At 56.4% G+C, this 16,544-nt stretch carries 20 protein-coding genes; 12 read left to right on the forward strand and 8 right to left on the reverse strand.

Going from position 1 to position 16,544, the window contains the following annotated elements; genetic code table 11:
• The 8 genes from ACLM45_RS14045 (at nucleotide 1) to cbbX (ending at nucleotide 6,995) form a co-directional block, all read left to right on the forward strand.
• A complete protein-coding gene (locus ACLM45_RS14045; protein WP_415409888.1) occupies nucleotides 1-345 on the forward strand; it encodes a carboxysome peptide A in 345 nt (114 codons plus the stop codon).
• Complete coding sequence (locus ACLM45_RS14050) at nucleotides 345-596, forward strand: carboxysome peptide B (protein WP_006043655.1); 252 nt, start codon at nucleotides 345-347, stop codon at nucleotides 594-596. Before ACLM45_RS14045 ends, ACLM45_RS14050 begins: the two co-directional genes overlap by 1 nt.
• A 53-nt stretch (nucleotides 597-649) precedes the next feature.
• On the forward strand, nucleotides 650-1,228 hold the full coding sequence (locus ACLM45_RS14055) for a BMC domain-containing protein (protein WP_415409889.1): 579 nt from the start codon (nucleotides 650-652) through the stop codon (nucleotides 1,226-1,228).
• A gap of 81 nt (nucleotides 1,229-1,309) precedes the next feature.
• The gene (locus ACLM45_RS14060; RefSeq protein ID WP_415409890.1) at nucleotides 1,310-3,154 is read left to right on the forward strand and encodes an NAD(P)H-quinone oxidoreductase subunit F; all 1,845 of its coding nucleotides are present in this window, start codon (nucleotides 1,310-1,312) and stop codon (nucleotides 3,152-3,154) included.
• 7 nt (nucleotides 3,155-3,161) lie between these two features.
• Entirely contained in the window at nucleotides 3,162-4,661 is a 1,500-nt protein-coding gene (locus ACLM45_RS14065) for an NADH-quinone oxidoreductase subunit M (RefSeq protein ID WP_415409891.1), read from the forward strand.
• Nucleotides 4,658-5,803 (forward strand): CO2 hydration protein, encoded by a 1,146-nt coding sequence (locus tag ACLM45_RS14070; protein ID WP_415409892.1) that lies wholly within the window; start codon nucleotides 4,658-4,660, stop codon nucleotides 5,801-5,803. Before ACLM45_RS14065 ends, ACLM45_RS14070 begins: the two co-directional genes overlap by 4 nt.
• A gap of 27 nt (nucleotides 5,804-5,830) precedes the next feature.
• Nucleotides 5,831-6,082, forward strand: a complete 252-nt coding sequence (locus ACLM45_RS14075; protein ID WP_006043660.1) for a 4a-hydroxytetrahydrobiopterin dehydratase — start codon at nucleotides 5,831-5,833, stop codon at nucleotides 6,080-6,082.
• Complete coding sequence (gene cbbX / locus ACLM45_RS14080; protein ID WP_415409893.1) at nucleotides 6,066-6,995, forward strand: CbbX protein; 930 nt, start codon at nucleotides 6,066-6,068, stop codon at nucleotides 6,993-6,995. Before ACLM45_RS14075 ends, cbbX begins: the two co-directional genes overlap by 17 nt.
• A 9-nt stretch (nucleotides 6,996-7,004) precedes the next feature.
• Here the strand turns inward: cbbX and ACLM45_RS14085 are convergent, their stop codons facing one another.
• The 3 genes from ACLM45_RS14085 to ACLM45_RS14095 all read right to left on the reverse strand — a co-directional run bounded on the left by ACLM45_RS14085 (nucleotide 7,005) and on the right by ACLM45_RS14095 (nucleotide 8,275).
• Nucleotides 7,005-7,232 carry a DUF3136 domain-containing protein gene (locus tag ACLM45_RS14085; protein ID WP_006043662.1) on the reverse strand — a complete coding sequence of 76 codons (228 nt, stop codon included), beginning with the start codon at nucleotides 7,230-7,232 and terminating at the stop codon, nucleotides 7,005-7,007.
• Between the two features lie 42 nt (nucleotides 7,233-7,274).
• The gene (locus ACLM45_RS14090; RefSeq protein WP_415409894.1) at nucleotides 7,275-7,769 is read right to left on the reverse strand and encodes a hypothetical protein; all 495 of its coding nucleotides are present in this window, start codon (nucleotides 7,767-7,769) and stop codon (nucleotides 7,275-7,277) included.
• 107 nt (nucleotides 7,770-7,876) lie between these two features.
• Nucleotides 7,877-8,275: a RidA family protein gene (locus ACLM45_RS14095; RefSeq protein ID WP_006043664.1), complete on the reverse strand. Its 399-nt coding sequence runs from the start codon at nucleotides 8,273-8,275 to the stop codon at nucleotides 7,877-7,879.
• Here ACLM45_RS14095 and ACLM45_RS14100 point away from each other — a divergent pair.
• A complete protein-coding gene (locus tag ACLM45_RS14100; protein WP_006043665.1) occupies nucleotides 8,274-9,404 on the forward strand; it encodes an ABC transporter ATP-binding protein in 1,131 nt (376 codons plus the stop codon). The genes ACLM45_RS14095 and ACLM45_RS14100 overlap by 2 nt on opposite strands.
• Here ACLM45_RS14100 and gloB read toward each other — a convergent pair.
• Entirely contained in the window at nucleotides 9,388-10,146 is a 759-nt protein-coding gene (gene gloB, locus ACLM45_RS14105; RefSeq protein WP_415409895.1) for a hydroxyacylglutathione hydrolase, read from the reverse strand. The two genes, ACLM45_RS14100 and gloB, sit on opposite strands and share 17 nt — an antisense overlap.
• Nucleotides 10,147-10,175: 29 nt before the next feature.
• Here gloB and hisG point away from each other — a divergent pair, with 29 nt between their 5' ends.
• Together hisG and ACLM45_RS14115 are read left to right on the forward strand one after the other, a co-directional pair.
• Entirely contained in the window at nucleotides 10,176-10,829 is a 654-nt protein-coding gene (hisG, locus tag ACLM45_RS14110; protein WP_415411443.1) for an ATP phosphoribosyltransferase, read from the forward strand.
• Nucleotides 10,829-12,658 (forward strand): ABC transporter ATP-binding protein, encoded by a 1,830-nt coding sequence (locus ACLM45_RS14115; protein ID WP_415409896.1) that lies wholly within the window; start codon nucleotides 10,829-10,831, stop codon nucleotides 12,656-12,658. Before hisG ends, ACLM45_RS14115 begins: the two co-directional genes overlap by 1 nt.
• Here the strand turns inward: ACLM45_RS14115 and ACLM45_RS14120 are convergent.
• Entirely contained in the window at nucleotides 12,631-13,386 is a 756-nt protein-coding gene (locus ACLM45_RS14120) for an alpha/beta fold hydrolase (RefSeq protein ID WP_415409897.1), read from the reverse strand. The two genes, ACLM45_RS14115 and ACLM45_RS14120, sit on opposite strands and share 28 nt — an antisense overlap.
• Before the next feature lie 79 nt (nucleotides 13,387-13,465).
• Here ACLM45_RS14120 and ACLM45_RS14125 point away from each other — a divergent pair, with 79 nt between their 5' ends.
• Complete coding sequence (locus ACLM45_RS14125) at nucleotides 13,466-13,969, forward strand: GNAT family N-acetyltransferase (protein ID WP_038005557.1); 504 nt, start codon at nucleotides 13,466-13,468, stop codon at nucleotides 13,967-13,969.
• Here ACLM45_RS14125 and ACLM45_RS14130 read toward each other — a convergent pair.
• From ACLM45_RS14130 to ACLM45_RS14140, 3 genes are read right to left on the reverse strand one after another with little or no spacing between them, the layout of a single operon-like run.
• Nucleotides 13,966-14,667: a TIGR04283 family arsenosugar biosynthesis glycosyltransferase gene (locus tag ACLM45_RS14130; protein ID WP_415409898.1), complete on the reverse strand. Its 702-nt coding sequence runs from the start codon at nucleotides 14,665-14,667 to the stop codon at nucleotides 13,966-13,968. The two genes, ACLM45_RS14125 and ACLM45_RS14130, sit on opposite strands and share 4 nt — an antisense overlap.
• On the reverse strand, nucleotides 14,664-15,305 hold the full coding sequence (locus ACLM45_RS14135; RefSeq protein ID WP_415409899.1) for a TIGR04282 family arsenosugar biosynthesis glycosyltransferase: 642 nt from the start codon (nucleotides 15,303-15,305) through the stop codon (nucleotides 14,664-14,666). Before ACLM45_RS14135 ends, ACLM45_RS14130 begins: the two co-directional genes overlap by 4 nt.
• Nucleotides 15,302-16,456: a trypsin-like peptidase domain-containing protein gene (locus ACLM45_RS14140; protein WP_415409901.1), complete on the reverse strand. Its 1,155-nt coding sequence runs from the start codon at nucleotides 16,454-16,456 to the stop codon at nucleotides 15,302-15,304. The genes ACLM45_RS14135 and ACLM45_RS14140 overlap by 4 nt, the downstream gene beginning before the upstream one ends.
• Nucleotides 16,457-16,544: the final 88 nt, after the last annotated feature.

A 16,544-nucleotide genomic window follows, 5' to 3' on the forward strand; every position in this document is an offset into this window, starting at 1 on the left:
ATGTTGATCGTCAAGGTCATCAAGCCGCTGGTTTCCACTAACCGGATTCCTGATTTCGAGCACAAGCATCTTCAGGTTGTGCAAGACGGCAGTACCAAGAAAGTGGCGGTGGATGCTGTAGGCGCCAAACCAGGCGACTGGGTCATCTGTGTCAGCAGTTCTGCTGCCCGCGAAGCCGCCGGGAGTAAGTCGTATCCCAGCGATCTCACAATTGTGGGAATCATCGACCACTGGGAACCAGACCCTCCCAAGTCCCCAACCCCTGCGCCTGCCCCAACCTCAGCGCCTGCACCAGCATCAACGTCTGCTCCCGCAGCGAATCCAGCGGCAGGAGCGGCTGGCTGATGGAGATTATGCAGGTGATGGGAACTCTGGTCTGCACCTTCCGCGTGGCGGGATTGGATCACATGCACCTGCGCGTCTTGTGCAATTCCAAGGGCAAAAAACTGGTGGCAGTGGATCCTGTGGGTGCCCGAGAGGGCAACTGGGTGTTCACCGCCAGTGGCTCTGCCGCCCGACATGCCTGCCCCGACAACACGGTCCTGACCGATCTGACAATCGGCGGGATCATTGATCACTGGAATCCGGACGGATAGGGAGTTTTCCCCTCTCTCCTCCGTTTCCGTTCCGCTTCCACACCGTTAACCCCATGGCCACTCCATCCCCTTCTCCCCGTCGCCGCACCACCCGCAGCAGTGCCGCTGCGAACAAGACCGTTGATGTGAATCCTGTGGCCACACCTGCTTCCACCTCTCCAGATCCGGCTGCCAGCTCCACCCCAGAGGCATCCACTGGTTCGACAGCGACTAGTTCAGCGGTCACCCGCGCAACCGCCAGTCGCTCCACGACACGCGGCAGTGCAGCGACAGGTTCCGGAGGTCGGGGCAGTGTGCCCAAGCCTGAGACCACCTCCTCATCCGCGGCCCAGCCCATCAAGGGTATCGCTCTGGGCATGATCGAGACGCGTGGCATGGTGCCTGCCATCGAGGCCGCTGATGCGATGACCAAGGCTGCAGAGGTCTCTCTCATCAGTCGTGAGTACGTCGGTGGTGGTTATGTGACCGTGATGGTGCGCGGAGAGACCGGCGCTGTGAATGCTGCCGTGCGTGCCGGGGCCGACGCCTGTGAGCGGGTCGGTGACGGGCTCGTTGCGGCTCACATCATCGCCAGGCCGCATCAGGAAGTAGAACCCGCACTCATGGCGACCAATGTGCGACGACGTAGCTGATCAGAGATGTCGCCTTTCGACATTTCAGGGTAGATTCCCCGGCCAACACGACATACGAAGATCGATCCGGTCTCGTTTCCTTTGACCTCAGCATTGACGCTGCCACTCCAGACCGCCTGGTTCATTCCTCTCTACGGATTGGCCGGGATGATTGTCTCTCTCCCCTGGGCCTTTGGCTGGTTCCGTCGGGATGCACACAAGCCTCCCGCTTATCTCAACATTCTGCTCACCCTGGTTGCGGTGATCCATGGCAGCTTGGTGCTCAGAGACGTCATGCTCACCGGGCCGGCTTTGATTCGAGTGCCCTGGCTTTCCGTGGCCGATCTGAATCTCGAGATCAGTTTCAGCCTTTCTCTGACGAATGTATCTGCGCTTGAGCTGATCACTGGATTGAGCCTCTTGTCCCAGATTTACTCACTTGGATACATGGACAAAGAGTGGGCTTTGGCTCGCTTCTTTGCGCTGCTTGGATTTTTCGAAGGGGCTATGTCAGGTGTTGTTCTGAGTGACTCGCTTTTTCAGAGTTATTTCCTTCTGGAAATGCTTACATTGTCAACCTATCTGTTGGTTGGATTTTGGTATGCCCAGCCGCTTGTTGTTACTGCAGCCCGAGATGCCTTTCTGACCAAGCGTGTTGGTGACGTGTTGCTGCTGATGAGTGTTGTGGCAGTGACCGCTTGGTCTGGCGTGACGAGCTTTGAGGATCTTTACACCTGGTCTGCTCAGAGAACACTTTTTCCTCTTGCGGCAACGCTTCTCGGGCTTGGACTGATTGCTGGCCCTACAGGTAAGTGTGCACAGTTTCCCATGCACCTCTGGTTGGATGAAGCGATGGAAGGTCCCAACCCCGCGTCCATTCTTCGCAATTCTGTGGTGGTGACTTGTGGTGCCATCGTTCTGCTGAAGGTGATGCCGCTTCTTCAAAACGCTCCCGTCACCTTGGTGGTTCTTCAGGTGATCGGTGCGATCAGCGCCATTGGTGGTTCATTGGTATCGATCGCTCAGGTTGATATCAAGCGAACACTCTCCTATTCCACAACCGCTTATCTGGGCCTGGTCTTTATCGCAATTTCCCTTCAGGTCCCTGTGTTGGCCTTGCTACTTCTTTACGCTCATGCAGTTTCGAAAGCACTGCTCTCCATGAGTGTGGGGGGAGTGATTGCTTCAACCAATTGCCAGGACATCACCGAGCTTGGTGGCTTGGCCAGTCGCATGCCGGCGACAACAGGCTCATTCCTGATTGGTGGTGCTGGACTTGTCGGCCTTTTGCCGCTGGGGGGATTTCTCTGTCTGGCACAGGCGGTTGAGCTGATTGGCGCTCGAGAGGTGATTTTTGTGCCTGTTTTCTTGACCACAAATGTTTTAACGGCACTCAATCTCACTCGAGTTTTCAGACAGGTCTTCCTTGGTCAATCCCTCGCGAAGACGAGGCGAGCCGCTGAGGTGAACTGGTTGATGGCTCTGCCAATGGTTGCGCTGGCAGTGATTGTGCTCTTAACACCATTCCTGCTGATTCGTCTGGAGTCCCTCGATGGTCTTCTTGCATTCCCCCTATGGGCAGCAGCACTGGTGGTCATCAGTGGAGTGATCGGAGTTTCGATCGGTGGTTTGATCCCACTGAACAAGGCTTGGTCCCGATCCCTTAATCCCATTTTGCGATGGCTTCAAGATCTTTTGGAAAATGATTTCTACACAGAGCGTTTTTACAGGGTGACCATTGTTAATGTCGTGGCGAGCTTTTCTCGTTTGGCAGGTTGGTTCGACAGCACTGTTGTTGATGGTGTGCTTCATGGCTTGGCTCGAATCTCTCTTCAATCGGCTGAAGGTCTCAAACTCAGCATCAGTGGGCAGACTCAGTCTTATGTACTCACGGTGATCGCGGCCATTGTGATTCTTCTCTCCTCCCTTAGTTGGATCCTGAACTGATTCTGTCATGCTTACGATTCTTCTTTTAATTCCTTTCCTTGGTGCGCTGGTCATCAGTGTTCTCCCTCCTGAGGGTTCCGGCAAAAATAGATTTCTTGCATTGTTAACCCTTGCTATTCAGTGTGTTTATAGCTTTGCTTTGTTAATTCCTTTTCAGGCCGGCGAGGCTGGCCAGCAATTGGTTGACAGCGTTCCATGGCTCCCTGTTGTAGGTCTTGAGTTCAGCCTTGGTGTTGATGGCTTGTCCCTGCCTCTGGTGCTGATGAATGGAGTTCTTTGCCTGGTTGCTGCATTAGCTTCGCGTTCAGTTGATAACCGTTCGAGGCTTTATTTCTCACTACTGTTGGTGATCAGTGGAGCGGTTAATGGTGCTTTTCTCTCTCAGAATCTGCTTCTGTTTTTTATTTTTTACGAACTGGAGTTGATCCCTCTTTGGTTGCTGATCGCAATCTGGGGTGGTGCAAACCGGGCCTATGCATCGACAAAGTTTCTGATTATAACTGCCGTCTCTGGTGTACTCATTCTGGTTGCATTTCTTGGAATTGCTTTAGTTACTGGATCGGCTGACTTTGGAATACGTCCAATTCTTGTCGGTCAGATGAGTTTGTTCACCCAGCTGTTGCTGATGGGTGCTCTTCTCGTTGGATTCGGCATCAAGATTCCTTTGTTCCCTTTCCATACTTGGCTGCCTGATGCTCATACCGAAGCTTCAACGCCCGTTTCAGTTTTGCTGGCAGGTGTTCTTCTCAAGCTGGGCACCTACGGACTCTTGCGCTTTTGCCTGGGACTCTTTCCTGAAGCCTGGTCTGTGGCGGCCCCTTGGTTAGCAGGCTGGGCTGCTATTTCAGTGCTCTACGGATCGCTGGCTGCCATTGCACAGACTGACATGAAGCGCATGGTGGCCTACAGCTCGGTTGGCCACATGGGGTATGTGCTGCTTGCGGCAGCTGCTGCAACGCCATTGGCGATTATGGGCGCTTTGTTCCAGATGGTGAGTCATGGATTGATATCCGCTGTGCTTTTTCTCGCGGTCGGCATCGTCTATCAGCAAACAGGAACGCGTGATCTCAATGTTCTTCGAGGACTTCTCAACCCTCAACGGGGTTTGCCTCTCACAGGCACACTGATGATTATTGGTGTGATGGCCAGTGCAGGTATTCCTGGGATGGCAGGTTTCATTGCTGAATTCCTGGTCTTCAAAGGAAGTTTCGAGCACTTCCCTTTGGCCACCCTCTTGTCCATGGTCGGCTCCGGTCTGACTGCTGTGTATTTCCTGCTGCTGGTTAACCGTGCGTTTTTTGGTCGCCTTGCAACTGCTCCTGGCGAAACTCTCAATCCGAATATTCTCGATAAGGTGAACTTGTTTCAACAACTTCCAGCGTTGTCCATGTCTGCGCTGATCCTCATCCTTGGACTGGCTCCACACCTTCTGGTTGGACTCAGCCAAGCGGCCACGACGCAGCTGAGCGATCTTGCCTCGCTGGTTCCATCTGGAGGTTTCGCATGATCACAAGCACTCAGTCGCTGCCTCAAACCCCAGCGCAGGCTCTTCCTGATCAGGATGAGCTGGTTCGGCGCCTCCTTTCAGACACCCCTCTCCTGGCTGATACTCCTGACCACTTGTTGCAGGTGGTCAACATTCTTGAAAGCTACGGACTCGTTCTTGATGCTTATAGTCGCAATTTGATTCATCAAGGAAACACTCAGCTTCTCAATCCTTTTCCAGTACTACGTTTTTTTCACGAAGGCTTTTCCTTAGATCGTCTTTGGTCTCATCTTCTTGGTGATCGCATCAATTTTGAATATGCTGAATACTGCCAGAAGGCGATGTTTTGGCATGGCACGGGCGGGATGGATGCCTATTTCGATTCGGATGCCTTCAAGAGTGCCTGTCAGCAGGTGATTGGTTTACGTAGCCGTCGCGATCCTCTGTTGCGCCTCGTTAACGGGCTTTACCCCGGCTTTGCCCCTGAGGCGATTCGTTCGATGACCACGATCTACGCCCTTGGTCTGTTTTGGCGGGTGATGAGTGATATTTTCATTGATCTCGCACGTCGGTATCGAATCGGCGAAGTGGCTTGTGTCCTCGATGTTGTCCATCACATCCGGGATGGACTCGTTGCTGCAGCTGCAAGCCCGATCACTTACAAAGTCACCCTGGGTGATGAATCCGTGTGGCTTCTTCCACCCGAGGCTGGGCTTACCTTCCTCGTGGATGTGGCGGTTCCTTATGTAGAGGCTGTCTTTTTTCGCGGGATGCCTTTCCTGGGAACGGTGTCTTACAACGCTCAGGCGCGTCAGATCTCTCCCGATCAAAGCCAATTTAAGTATGGGGCGCTCTACGCCGATCCAGTGCCCAGCATGGGTGCTGGGATCCCTCCGAGCCTTTGCATGCAGGATATGTTTAGAAACCTCCCGGAGGAGCTGAACGCTTGGTATGCGTCTCATGGACGCTCTGACGCTGACGTGCATGTGCAGATCTGTGTGAGCTTCCAGAAATCAATGTTCTGCGTCACAAACGCTGCCATTGCAGGCACCATGCCTCATCCATTGGAAAGCCCGGAACCTTGTGATCAAGCGGCTAATAGAGCCTATGCTGAGGTATGGGCAGGTCGGTTGATGGGATGCCAGCGTGGGGCTCTCCTCTAGCTTTCTTTCAGTTGGTCTGACAAAAGGATGGATCAGTGGACTGAGCGCAAACGTCCGGTTTGTCTGGAAAAACGCATTGAATTCTCTTCCTATGCTGAAACTCGGGACTTTCTTGATCGTCTTGGTTGCTTGAGTGAAGCTCAAGATCGCTTCCCTGATCTCAGCTTTGGCAAAACTTATGTCAACATCACGTTGCGGCCGGTGAGCGACGACGTTGATGCAGTGCTGACTAGTGATGACCATTCATTCGCGAAACTCATTGATGAGCTCGTTGATTGATCTCGCATCCTCTTATAAGTCTTCTGGTGTTGCTGACTTGCTTCAGCAGCTTGATCATGAACTGATTGGCCTGCATCCAGTCAAAACTCGAATCCGCGAGATTGCAGCGTTGCTTCTCGTTGATCAGGCTCGACGTCAACTTGACCTTGTCAGTACGGCACCCAGTCTTCACATGTCCTTTACTGGGCAACCGGGAACAGGAAAAACAACGGTGGCACTTCGCATGTCACTGATTTTGCATCGTTTGGGCTACCTCCGAAAAGGCCATGTCGTTACTGTGACTAGAGATGATTTAGTGGGGCAATACGTTGGACATACAGCACCTAAAACGAAAGAGATGATCAAAAGGGCACATGGAGGGGTCCTATTTATTGATGAGGCTTATTATCTATACAAGCCAGGTAATGAACGTGATTACGGCGCTGAAGCGATTGAAATATTGTTGCAGGAGATGGAGAGCCAGCGCAATGATCTCGTTGTGATTTTTGCTGGATATAAAGATAAGATGAATGATTTTTACCTTTCTAATCCAGGCTTGTCTTCACGTGTCGCTCATCATATTGATTTTCCGGATTACAGTGAATCAGAGCTATTGCAAATCACCACCTTGTTGTTGCATCAGCAGCAATACGAATTAAGCGCTGATGCTGCTGATGCGTTCGTGACCTATATCTCCAGGCGACGCCAGCTCCCTTTTTTCGCGAACGCCCGTTCAATGCGTAACGCGGTGGATCGCCTTCGTCTTAGGCAAGCGAACCGCCTGTTCTCCCAGATGCACAGCCCTCTTGATCGGGATGCTCTTGTGACGATTGAAGCAGCAGATGTGCTGGCCAGTCGTGTGTTTCAGGGGATGGTGGAGGGGGAGGATCCTTCGATCCCTCTCACCGAGATCGAGCCCCCTTCCGCGAGCTGAGAAGCAGGGTCAGGTGGGGCTGGCTTGCTCGAGGTCCCGCCTGATTAACGCCATGAGATAGGACGGAGCTTTGTAGCGACCAGGAAGGCAGCGGTTGAGGGTCTCGAGGTGTCCCCAGCAGACAGTTTTCTCGATCTCTTTGACCTCGCGTCCTTCTTTCAAAAGTCTCCGTAAAGCCTTGCAGTACAAGGGGTAACCCGCTTCCAGTTCGCCGATGGTCAGCTTTGCCTGGGGCATGAGGATTGCTCGGGTGCAACCCTCAACCTATGAAACCGTCGGTCAGCTGTTGGGGCCAAGGCCAGCGAGATGGAGGACCAATTGGCTGCTGTTCGCTTTTGCCAGCTTCTCGATCGTTTCAATTGGACCTTGCAGCCAGTGAGCCACCTGAAGCATCGCCTTCAGATCGAGCGGTTCCTCCAATTCGTTCCGCTCCGTTCCACTCAGACGACGCAAGGTGCTTCGCTCAATGCCCTGCTCTTCCAGCCAGGTTCTCAATGGAAGGCTGAGTTGCCTTTGGCAGGCTTCGATCCAGAGATCCCAATCGCCCTGCGCTTCACCATCGGCGTCGACAGGAATCTGCAGACTGATCTGCAGGCTTTCGCTTGGGTCAAGGAGTGTGACACTGGCGCGATGGGGTGTGAGCCCTGAATACAGCCGCTGCCAGCCGTTGGCGACCAGTGATCGCGTTGCCTCTTCCCTGGCATTCAGCCAAGGCGTGAGTTCCTCAGAAGTTTGTTGATCAACCTTTTCAAATGATTGGGTAAGGGACTCCACGACAAGGTTCAGCAAGGCACAAGAGACTTAAAAGATGGACGCGTGTGCCTTGCGTTTGCCGTGATACTTCATGTTGAAATGTGGATGAATGCGGGATTGTCCCCAGCTCAACTGAGGCAGGCGATGCAATCGATCTCGACCCTTGATCCTTTGGGCAAGGCAGCTACCTGCACACAGGCTCTGGCCGGGCTGACACCCTCTCCGAACCATTCGGCGTAGATCGCATTCACCACCTGAAAGTCGTTGAGATCCACCAGATACACCGTTGTGCGGACCACGCGTGATCCATCGGTGCCTGCTGCTTTCAGTACCGCATCAAGGTTATGAAGGACTTGGCGTGTTTCTGCCTCCACATCGCCTTCTCCCACCATTTCGCCACTGGCAGGATCAAGAGGGATTTGTCCTGAGCAGTAAAGCCATCCGCCAGCCTGGACCGCTTGGTTGTAAGGGCCGACTGGAGCCGGAGCAGCATCGGTATAAACGGCCTGAATCGCAGAAAGAGTCATGGTTGAGGCTCACAATGTGTCTGCATCTTCGCGTTTTGTGCCGATGGGGGCCTTGCCGGTCGAGATCAATGGTCTCTGGCATCGCTATGGCGGATCCGCTGATGATTGGACCCTTCAGGCAATCGATCTCAAGCTTCAAAGTGGTGAGTTGGTGGGACTGTTGGGACCTTCCGGTTGCGGTAAAACCACGCTGTTGAGACTGATTGCTGGATTTGAGACTCCAACCCGTGGTGTGGTGCGTCTGCATGGAAGTGAAGTAGCCACACCAGAGAGATCCCTGCCGCCGGAGCGACGCGGTGTTGGCATGGTGTTTCAGGATTACGCCCTGTTCCCGCACCTCAACGCATGGGACAACACTTGTTTCGGGCTGCGACGGGGGGCGGATACCAGTCGGGCCTCGTGGCTTTTGGAACTCCTGGGCCTTGAGCGTCTTCAGCAGCGCTATCCCCATGAACTTTCGGGAGGCCAGCGGCAGCGGCTGGCTTTAGCTCGGGCCCTTGCACCCGCTCCGTCGGTCGTGCTTCTGGATGAGCCGTTCTCCAATCTTGATGTGGAGGTTCGACTAAGGCTGCGAAGTGAGCTCCCCTCTGTCCTTAGTGCTTGTGGCGCCAGCGGAGTGCTAGTCACCCACGACCCCGAAGAGGCCTTGGCCATCTGTCATCGCGTGGCTGTTTTGCGTGATGGATCCCTGCATCAGTGCGCCAGCCCAAGAGAACTCGTGGCGTCACCGGCCACGCCCTTCGTCGGCCGCTTCGTGTTGCAGAGCAATGTGCTTCCCGTTTGGCGAGAGCTCTCGGCCGGGTGTCTTCGATGTCCCCTCGGTGATCTGGGGGATCCAGGCGACCTCGATGAGGAATCATTGCCGGAGGACGCCACTGTCCTCGTCGCTCCAGAAGCCATCATCCTGCACCCTGACCCTTCCGGAGAAGACTGTGTGATGGGACGAGAGTTCCTTGGCCACGGCTGGCTTTATCGGGTTCAGAGTGGTGAGCGTCAACTTCGACTTCTGAGACCACTGGCGGAAGATCACGATCGTGGCCTTCGATGCCATCTGCAACTTCAACCGGGGGCAACCGTGCTCTTGCATCCTCAGCGCCGGCCTCTTAAAGCCCTCACCAGGCGTCTTTGAGTTTGCGCAGGTCACCGAGCTCTTCTGCAGATTCCGCTCGCAGAAAAAGATTTGATCGACGTTCCTCACCAATCGTGCTCGGCACGGTGAGTTGTCCATGGCTCCTCAGTTCGACCACGTCCCTGAGCCGAGCCTTGATCGCCTGGTCATCAGGCTTGAGTGCATGGGCCCAGTGGAGATTGCCCTCCGTGTATTCATGGGCGCAGTACACACGCGTCGATTCAGGCAGGGCCGCGAGTTTCTGCAAGGCCCTGTGCATGTCGTCGGGAGAGCCTTCAAACAGTCGTCCGCATCCTCCGCTGAACAGGGTGTCGCCACAGAAGAGTGCAGGGGTTGTTTCAGCGGGCGAACAGCCGTCCGGTAAGACAAAGGCGAGATGGGCATTGGTATGAGCCCGTACGTCGATGACGTCCACGGGCATGCCAAGCAAATGGAATCGTGTACCGGCTGAGACCGATTGGGTCTGAAAAGGGATCCGCCGTCGATCCTGTCCTGAGGCGATCACGGCGGCTTGAGGCCACTGATCAAGCAACGCGGGCGTGCCGCCGATGTGATCGGCATGGTGATGGGTCTGCAGCACAGCAATCAACGTCAGCTTTTGCTGCTGAAGTGTCTGGATGACCGGCTCTGCAACGGCGGGATCCACAACCACGGCCTCGGATCCACGTGACCAGATCCAGATGATGTTGTCCTGCAGGACAGGCAGAGGCTGAATGGCTTTCCTCTCCGATACCAGGCTCATCGTTAAAGTCCGAAATGTTGCAGAAGTCCATGATCACCGTTGCATTGGCCAAGGGCGCGCTGTTGCGGGATTCCGTGGAACGATTCCGCTTGGCCGGTCTGGACTTTTCAGCGGTGCTTGATCCGGACAACCGCCAGTTGATGGTTCCCTCCACCTGCGGACGGGCCAGAGCCCTGCTCGTGCGCAACGGGGATGTGCCTGTTTACGTGGCCTATGGACAGGCCCAGCTTGGAATTGTGGGTTACGACGTGTTGCGCGAACACCAAATGCCGGTTGCCCATCTCGTGGATCTGGGTTTCGGAGGCTGCAGGATGTCTGTGGCCGTGAAGAGCTCAAGCGATTACACAAGAGCAACGGATCTCCCTCCGCATTGCAGGGTGGCTAGCAAGTTCACTCGATGCGCGCGTCACTATTTCGATTCCATTGACCTTCCGGTTGAGCTCATTCATCTCTCCGGGTCAGTGGAACTTGGACCGATCACAGGGATTGCTGAAGCCATCGTGGACTTGGTGGCTACAGGCCGAACGTTGCGTGACAACGGGCTCGTGGCCATCGAGGATTTGTTTCATACAACGGCTCGTCTTGTCGGTCATCCGCTTGCCTTGCGTCTGGATCAGGGAGAACTTCAGGGCATCGTTGATGTCATGCAGGGCTCCCGGCACGATGCAGTGGGCGTGAGCTGATGGCGGGTTCGGATCTGCAACGCATCCGCAGGCTCGGCCGCTACCTCGGACGTGACCGTCGCCGACTCCTGCTCACGCTGACGCTGCTGGTGCCTTTGGCTCTGGCTGGCGCTATCCAGCCGCTTCTTGTGGGTCAGGCGATTTCTGTGCTTCGCACAGTGGCTGGTGCCACGAATGAGTCGGTCCTTCCAGCTCTCCAGGGTCTCGACAGCTCAGTGGCCATCCGTCTGATTATCGGCACGTTGTTGTTATCTGTCTTGCTGCGTTTGGCCCTGCAGGGTTATCAATCGCTCAATATTCAAATTGTTGGCCAGCGTCTGACGGCACGAATCAGGCGTGATTTGTTCTCACACGCCATGGATCTCTCGCTCCGGTTCCATGATCGGATGCCTGTGGGAAAGCTTCTCACCAGACTGACCAGTGATGTTGACGCTTTGGCTGAAGTTTTCGGTAGTGGTGCCGTGGGTGTGCTCGGAGATCTGGTTTCACTGACAGTGATCGCCATTTCAATGGTGTTGATCGAGTGGCGGCTGGGGTTGCTCCTCCTCGTCACGCAGGTTCCGGTCACTTTGTTCATCCTCTGGCTTCAGCGTCGTTACAGGAAGGCGAATTACAGAGTGCGAGAAGAGCTCTCACAACTCAATGCTGAGTTTCAGGAAAATCTTCAGGGCTTGGAAGTCGTTCAGATGTATCGCAGGGAAGCCTTCAACGGTTCCCGGTTTGAAACCACTGGTTTCGCGTACAGAAAGGCTGTGAATGGAACGATCTTTTACGACAGCAGCATTTCCGCATTTCTGGAATGGGTGTCGCTGGGTGCCGTCGCCATTGTTCTCGCTCTGGGTGGATGGATGGTCACGGCTGGTGCCATGGGGCTGGGCACGCTCACCACATTCATTCTTTATTCCCAGCGGTTGTTTGATCCCCTTCGCCAGATGGCAGAACGTTTTACACAGATTCAGGGCGGGTTGACGGCGGTGGAGCGCATCGGTGAGCTGCTCGAAGAGCCCCTCGAGATCCAGAAGCAACCCATCGCTGCGGATGTCGTTCAGCAATCCATCACGACCAAACCACTCCAACTCATCCAGACGCCTCGGGGGGAGGTGGTGTTCGACAACGTGCATTTCGCTTATCGCCCTGACGAACCGATCCTTGAAGACCTCAGTTTCCGCATTGCACCCGGGGAGCATGTGGCGTTGGTCGGCCCAACCGGCTCTGGGAAAACCACGGTGATCCGTTTGCTGTGCCGTCTTTATGAACCCCAGCGGGGGAGGATCCTGCTGGATGGCCAAGACATCCGCACCCTCTCCCTCTCAGATTTGCGTCATCAGCTCGGAGTGGTTCTGCAGGACACCTTTCTCTTCAGCGGCAGCATCGCTGACAATCTTCGGCTCGATCAGAACATTGCTGATCAGAAGCTGGAGGATATCTGCAGAGATCTTGGTCTCAGTGGCCTTCTCAATCGCCTGCCGGAGGGACTTGACACTGAACTCCGGGAACGGGGGGGAAATCTCAGTTCAGGAGAGAGGCAGCTGTTGGCTGTTGCCAGGGTGGCCATTCGCAATCCCACTGTGTTGGTGATGGATGAAGCCACTGCGTTTCTCGACCCCTCAACCGAAGCCACGCTTCAACGCGATCTGGATCGGCTTCTGGAACGACGAACAGCTGTGGTGATTGCGCACCGTTTGGCCACCGTGGAGGCGGCAGACCGAATTCTGGTGTTACGGCGTGGTCGTCTGATCGAGCAGGGCAGCCATCTCCAGCTTCGAGCCCAAGGTGGTTTGTACGCCGAACTGGCTGAACTTCAGGAACGTGGTCTGGCCAGGCTCTGAGCGATCAGCCACGTCTCAATCTCAGTACATAACGCCTCCGGTTGCTCCCGCATCGGCAGATGTCCGCAGTTCGTGATTTCCCGATAGTCATGCCCGGAGCTGTATCCCGCCAGGTGGCGCACATAGCCAGGTTCCATCACCTGATCTCGCTCACCACTGATCCACAGGCTGTTCACCGCAAGCCGTGCCACCATCCCCGGCAGTTGACGAACAGCTCCCCTGCTGGTGCTGTTCACTAGAAGCCCCCGGGCAGCTCGACTCTCGGCTCGTAGAGGACCCAGGCGCCCCAGGGGCGGCGGTAGCCGGTGCAGGCCCTCCGGTCGCATGTGGATCACGAGTCGTCCGATCGAGCGCAGTTGCCGGAAGGGTTTGGGCTGATAAATTCCTCCCCCCGCCGCCACGCAAACAAGGCCACACAAGCCTGACTTGGCGTTTCTGCGCAGTTCGGCTTCCGCGTGAAGCACAACGCTCCCTCCTAGGGAATGCCCCATGAGAATGAAGGGTCGACCTGCTGCTCGATCCAGAGCCTGAGTGGCCAACCAACGTCCGTAGGCCGCCAGTGTTGGCAGAAGGGTCTTTGGGCGGATCCGGTCTCCGAAGCCAGGCAGGTCCGGACACCACAACGTGACAGGGATGCCTCGCTGTTCCCAGGTCTTCACAAACGGTTCCCAGACCTGTCGGCTCAGCATCCAGCCATGCACCGCGATCAGCAGGGGAGAGTCGTTCATCAGAGCGTCAGTGGCCCGACCAGCCTGCCGTCTTCTGGGCCTCCGGTGCGTCAGGATCACTCCAAAGCAGCACAGGTCGGTGATCAGCGGTTCCTCCCTTCAACCGGAAACTCTGCAGGCCATGTACGGAGAACAGGCCAAGCTGTGCATGTCTCCCAACGAGCAGCTGACTCTGGTGTTCAGTCAGCACCGGGCGTTCGATCTGGTGGAGCTGGAGCAGCTTCTGGAAGCGGTGGGTTGGAGCCGACGGCCAGTGCGCAGAGTTCGCAAGGCCCTTGATCACAGCCTTCTGCGGGTTGGTCTGTGGCGACATGACGCGCGGATTCCCCGCTTGGTTGGATTTGCGCGCTGCACTGGGGATGGAGTGCTTGAGGCCACCATCTGGGATGTGGCTGTGCATCCCCTCTACCAGGGGGCAGGCCTCGGCAAGCAGCTCATGGATTACATCCTCGATTGCTTGCGCACGATGGGCACAGAGCGTGCCACTCTTTTCGCTGATCCTGGGGTGTTGCCGTTCTACCAGCGGTTGGGATGGGATCTGGAGCCTGCCGGTCATCGTTGCGGCTTCTGGTACGCCAGCTAGGAGGTGTAGTAGTCGCGGGCCAGCGTTTCCAGGGAAACACCTTGTTTCCATCTCCGCTTGAGCCTGAAATTTTGCAAGCAGCGCTGGAGCACACCGCAACGCTCCCAGCGACGCCCGTCGGTGATCAAAGGGATATGCAGTGGGCGCAACATGGCGATCCTGCTCAGTCGTTCCACCAGGTCGAGGTCTTCCATCAAGGGGACTTCGGCGAATCCCCCAGAGCGTTCGTAGAGAGTCTGATGCAGGAGAAGTCCCTGGTCCCCGTAAGGCCTTTGCAGCCATCGGCTGCGAAGGGCGACAGCTTTCCCCAGGATGTGCCTCATCGGGGTTTCAGGATCGATGTGGAGATCGAAATACCAGGCGGATGCCGCTGCCTGCCGTGAGAGAAGAACCGTGCGGATGTGTTCGGCCCAGGTCTTCGGCAGCCGACTGTCAGCGTGAAGAAACAGCAACCACGACCCGGATGCATGACGGGCGCCTTTGGCAAGCTGGCGGCCTCGACCAGCCGGTTCCACAGTGATGACCTGGGCTCCGCTGAGCCGAGCGATCGCAGGGCTGCCATCGATGCTGCCCCCGTCCGCGATCACCAGTTCGAGATCGCCACGTCCCTGATGGAGATCGGCCAATAACAACGGCAGCCTGTCGCGCTCATTCAGGCAAGGAATCACCACACTCAGGAATGGGATCGCCTGGTTCATGCCAGCCAACCACTTAGGTCGCCGATCGTATCGATGTCATTGCGCCAGCTCAGGAACTCCGGGGTCCGGCCCAGACGCCGGGCTCTCTCGACGGTGAGCCTGCAGACCGCATCCGTTCCCCACGGAATGGAATGAAAGGGCCAGTGAGGGTCTTCCTCCGCAGCCAGGCCGATGAGCCAGTACCCCCCATCAGGCGATGGACCGATCACCAACGGTGAATGGTTCAGTTTGTCGATCGCTGTGAGTAGATCCTGCTGATGAAGATCGGGCAGATCCGTGCCGATCAGGATCACCGAAGTGGGGGGGCGGTGGGCCCGGGCTCTGAGCACTTCATGACAGAGACGGGTCCCCAGGCCACCGCGACTCTGGGCGTTCACCGACACACCCTGCTGAGGGGAAAGCCAGCGCCGACAGGCTTTGGGACCAGCTCCACTCACAGCGATCCTTACGTCCAGAACCCTGTTTTGCGCGAGGCTTTCCGCCACGGCCAGCGTGTGACTGATCAAACGGGCCTGAATGCCCGCAGCTGAAGCCTTCCCAAGGCTTTGGGCTAGGCGTTGTTTGCAGCGCCCGCTGGCAGGCCAGCGGGTCATCACGATCAGGACAGGCAGAGCTCCGGATTCACCCTGATGACTCATTGTTGTCTGGGTAGTTCCTCGGGTGTCACGGTGAGGTCGAGGCGTTGCCCATCTCGCTCCACCACGATCGGCATCGCTTCACCCACGCGACCACGGTCAACGGCCAACTGGACCTGGGAAGGATCCTGAACCTCTGTGCTGTTGACATTCCGAATCAGGTCACACGGCTTGATTCCAGCTTTTGCTGCAGGGCTGTTTTGCACAACTTCGATCACAAGCACGCCGTTGAGCTCAGGGACCTTGCAAAGGTCGATCGTGGCATTGATCTCTTTAGCCAGCTGAGGCGTGAGGCTCTGCAGCCTCACGCCGATGAACGGATGGGAGGCCTGTCCGGTACTGACGATCTGCTGGGCGATCCTTTTGGCCAGATTGATGGGGATCGCGAAGCTCAGGCCAGCCCCCGGTGCCTGCCGGATAGCCGTGTTGATGCCGATCACCTGGCCTGAGGCATTGATCAGCGGACCACCACTATTGCCAGGGTTCACCGCTGCATCCGTTTGGATGTAGGGGACTCGCTGTCCTTCACCAACAGCATTGGTCCGGTCAACGGCACTGATGATGCCTGCTGTCACCGTGTTGTTGAGTCCAAGGGGGTTGCCGATCGCAATGGCCCATTCCCCGGGTTTGAGGTCATTGGAATTCCCTAACGGCGCTACCGGCAGTTTGTCGGCCACGACGCGGACGACGGCCACATCCGTCAGCGGGTCTCCCCCGAGAACACGACCACTGAAACTGCGTCCATCGGGCAGGGTGACCGACACCTGATCAGCGCCTTCCACCACGTGGGCGTTGGTGAAGATCAATCCGTCTGATCGGGTAATGAAGCCGGAGCCCTGGCCAGCCTGCCTCTGGATGGGGGCTCGGCCGCCGAATAAATTTCCGAGTGGACTGGCCACCCGTTTCAGGGTGTCGATGCGAACCACCGCAGGACCCACCCGGTCCACCGCCTCAACGATCACGCTCTCTCCCGGCTTGAGCGGTGCTGACCGGGGGCCGTCACTGACCTCTGGCATCGGCTCTGCAACAGGCTTCTTCTCAAGGCCAATGCGCTGCCGCCACGAGCCATCGCAGCTGCTGAGACCGGTGCTCAGGAGGCCGAGGGTCAGCGTGGCAAGGATTGGCTGCCTGGAGCGCTTAATAGCGGGAGCCATGAAGAGAGAGTGTTGTTGTCAGTGCCTCATTAAAGACCGATTGATCGACGGAGAGTGCGTAGATTCACTTCCGCGAGGCAGGAGGGGT

This window comes from Synechococcus sp. A10-1-5-9 (genome assembly GCF_047716785.1).
Lineage (GTDB): Bacteria > Cyanobacteriota > Cyanobacteriia > PCC-6307 > Cyanobiaceae > Synechococcus_C.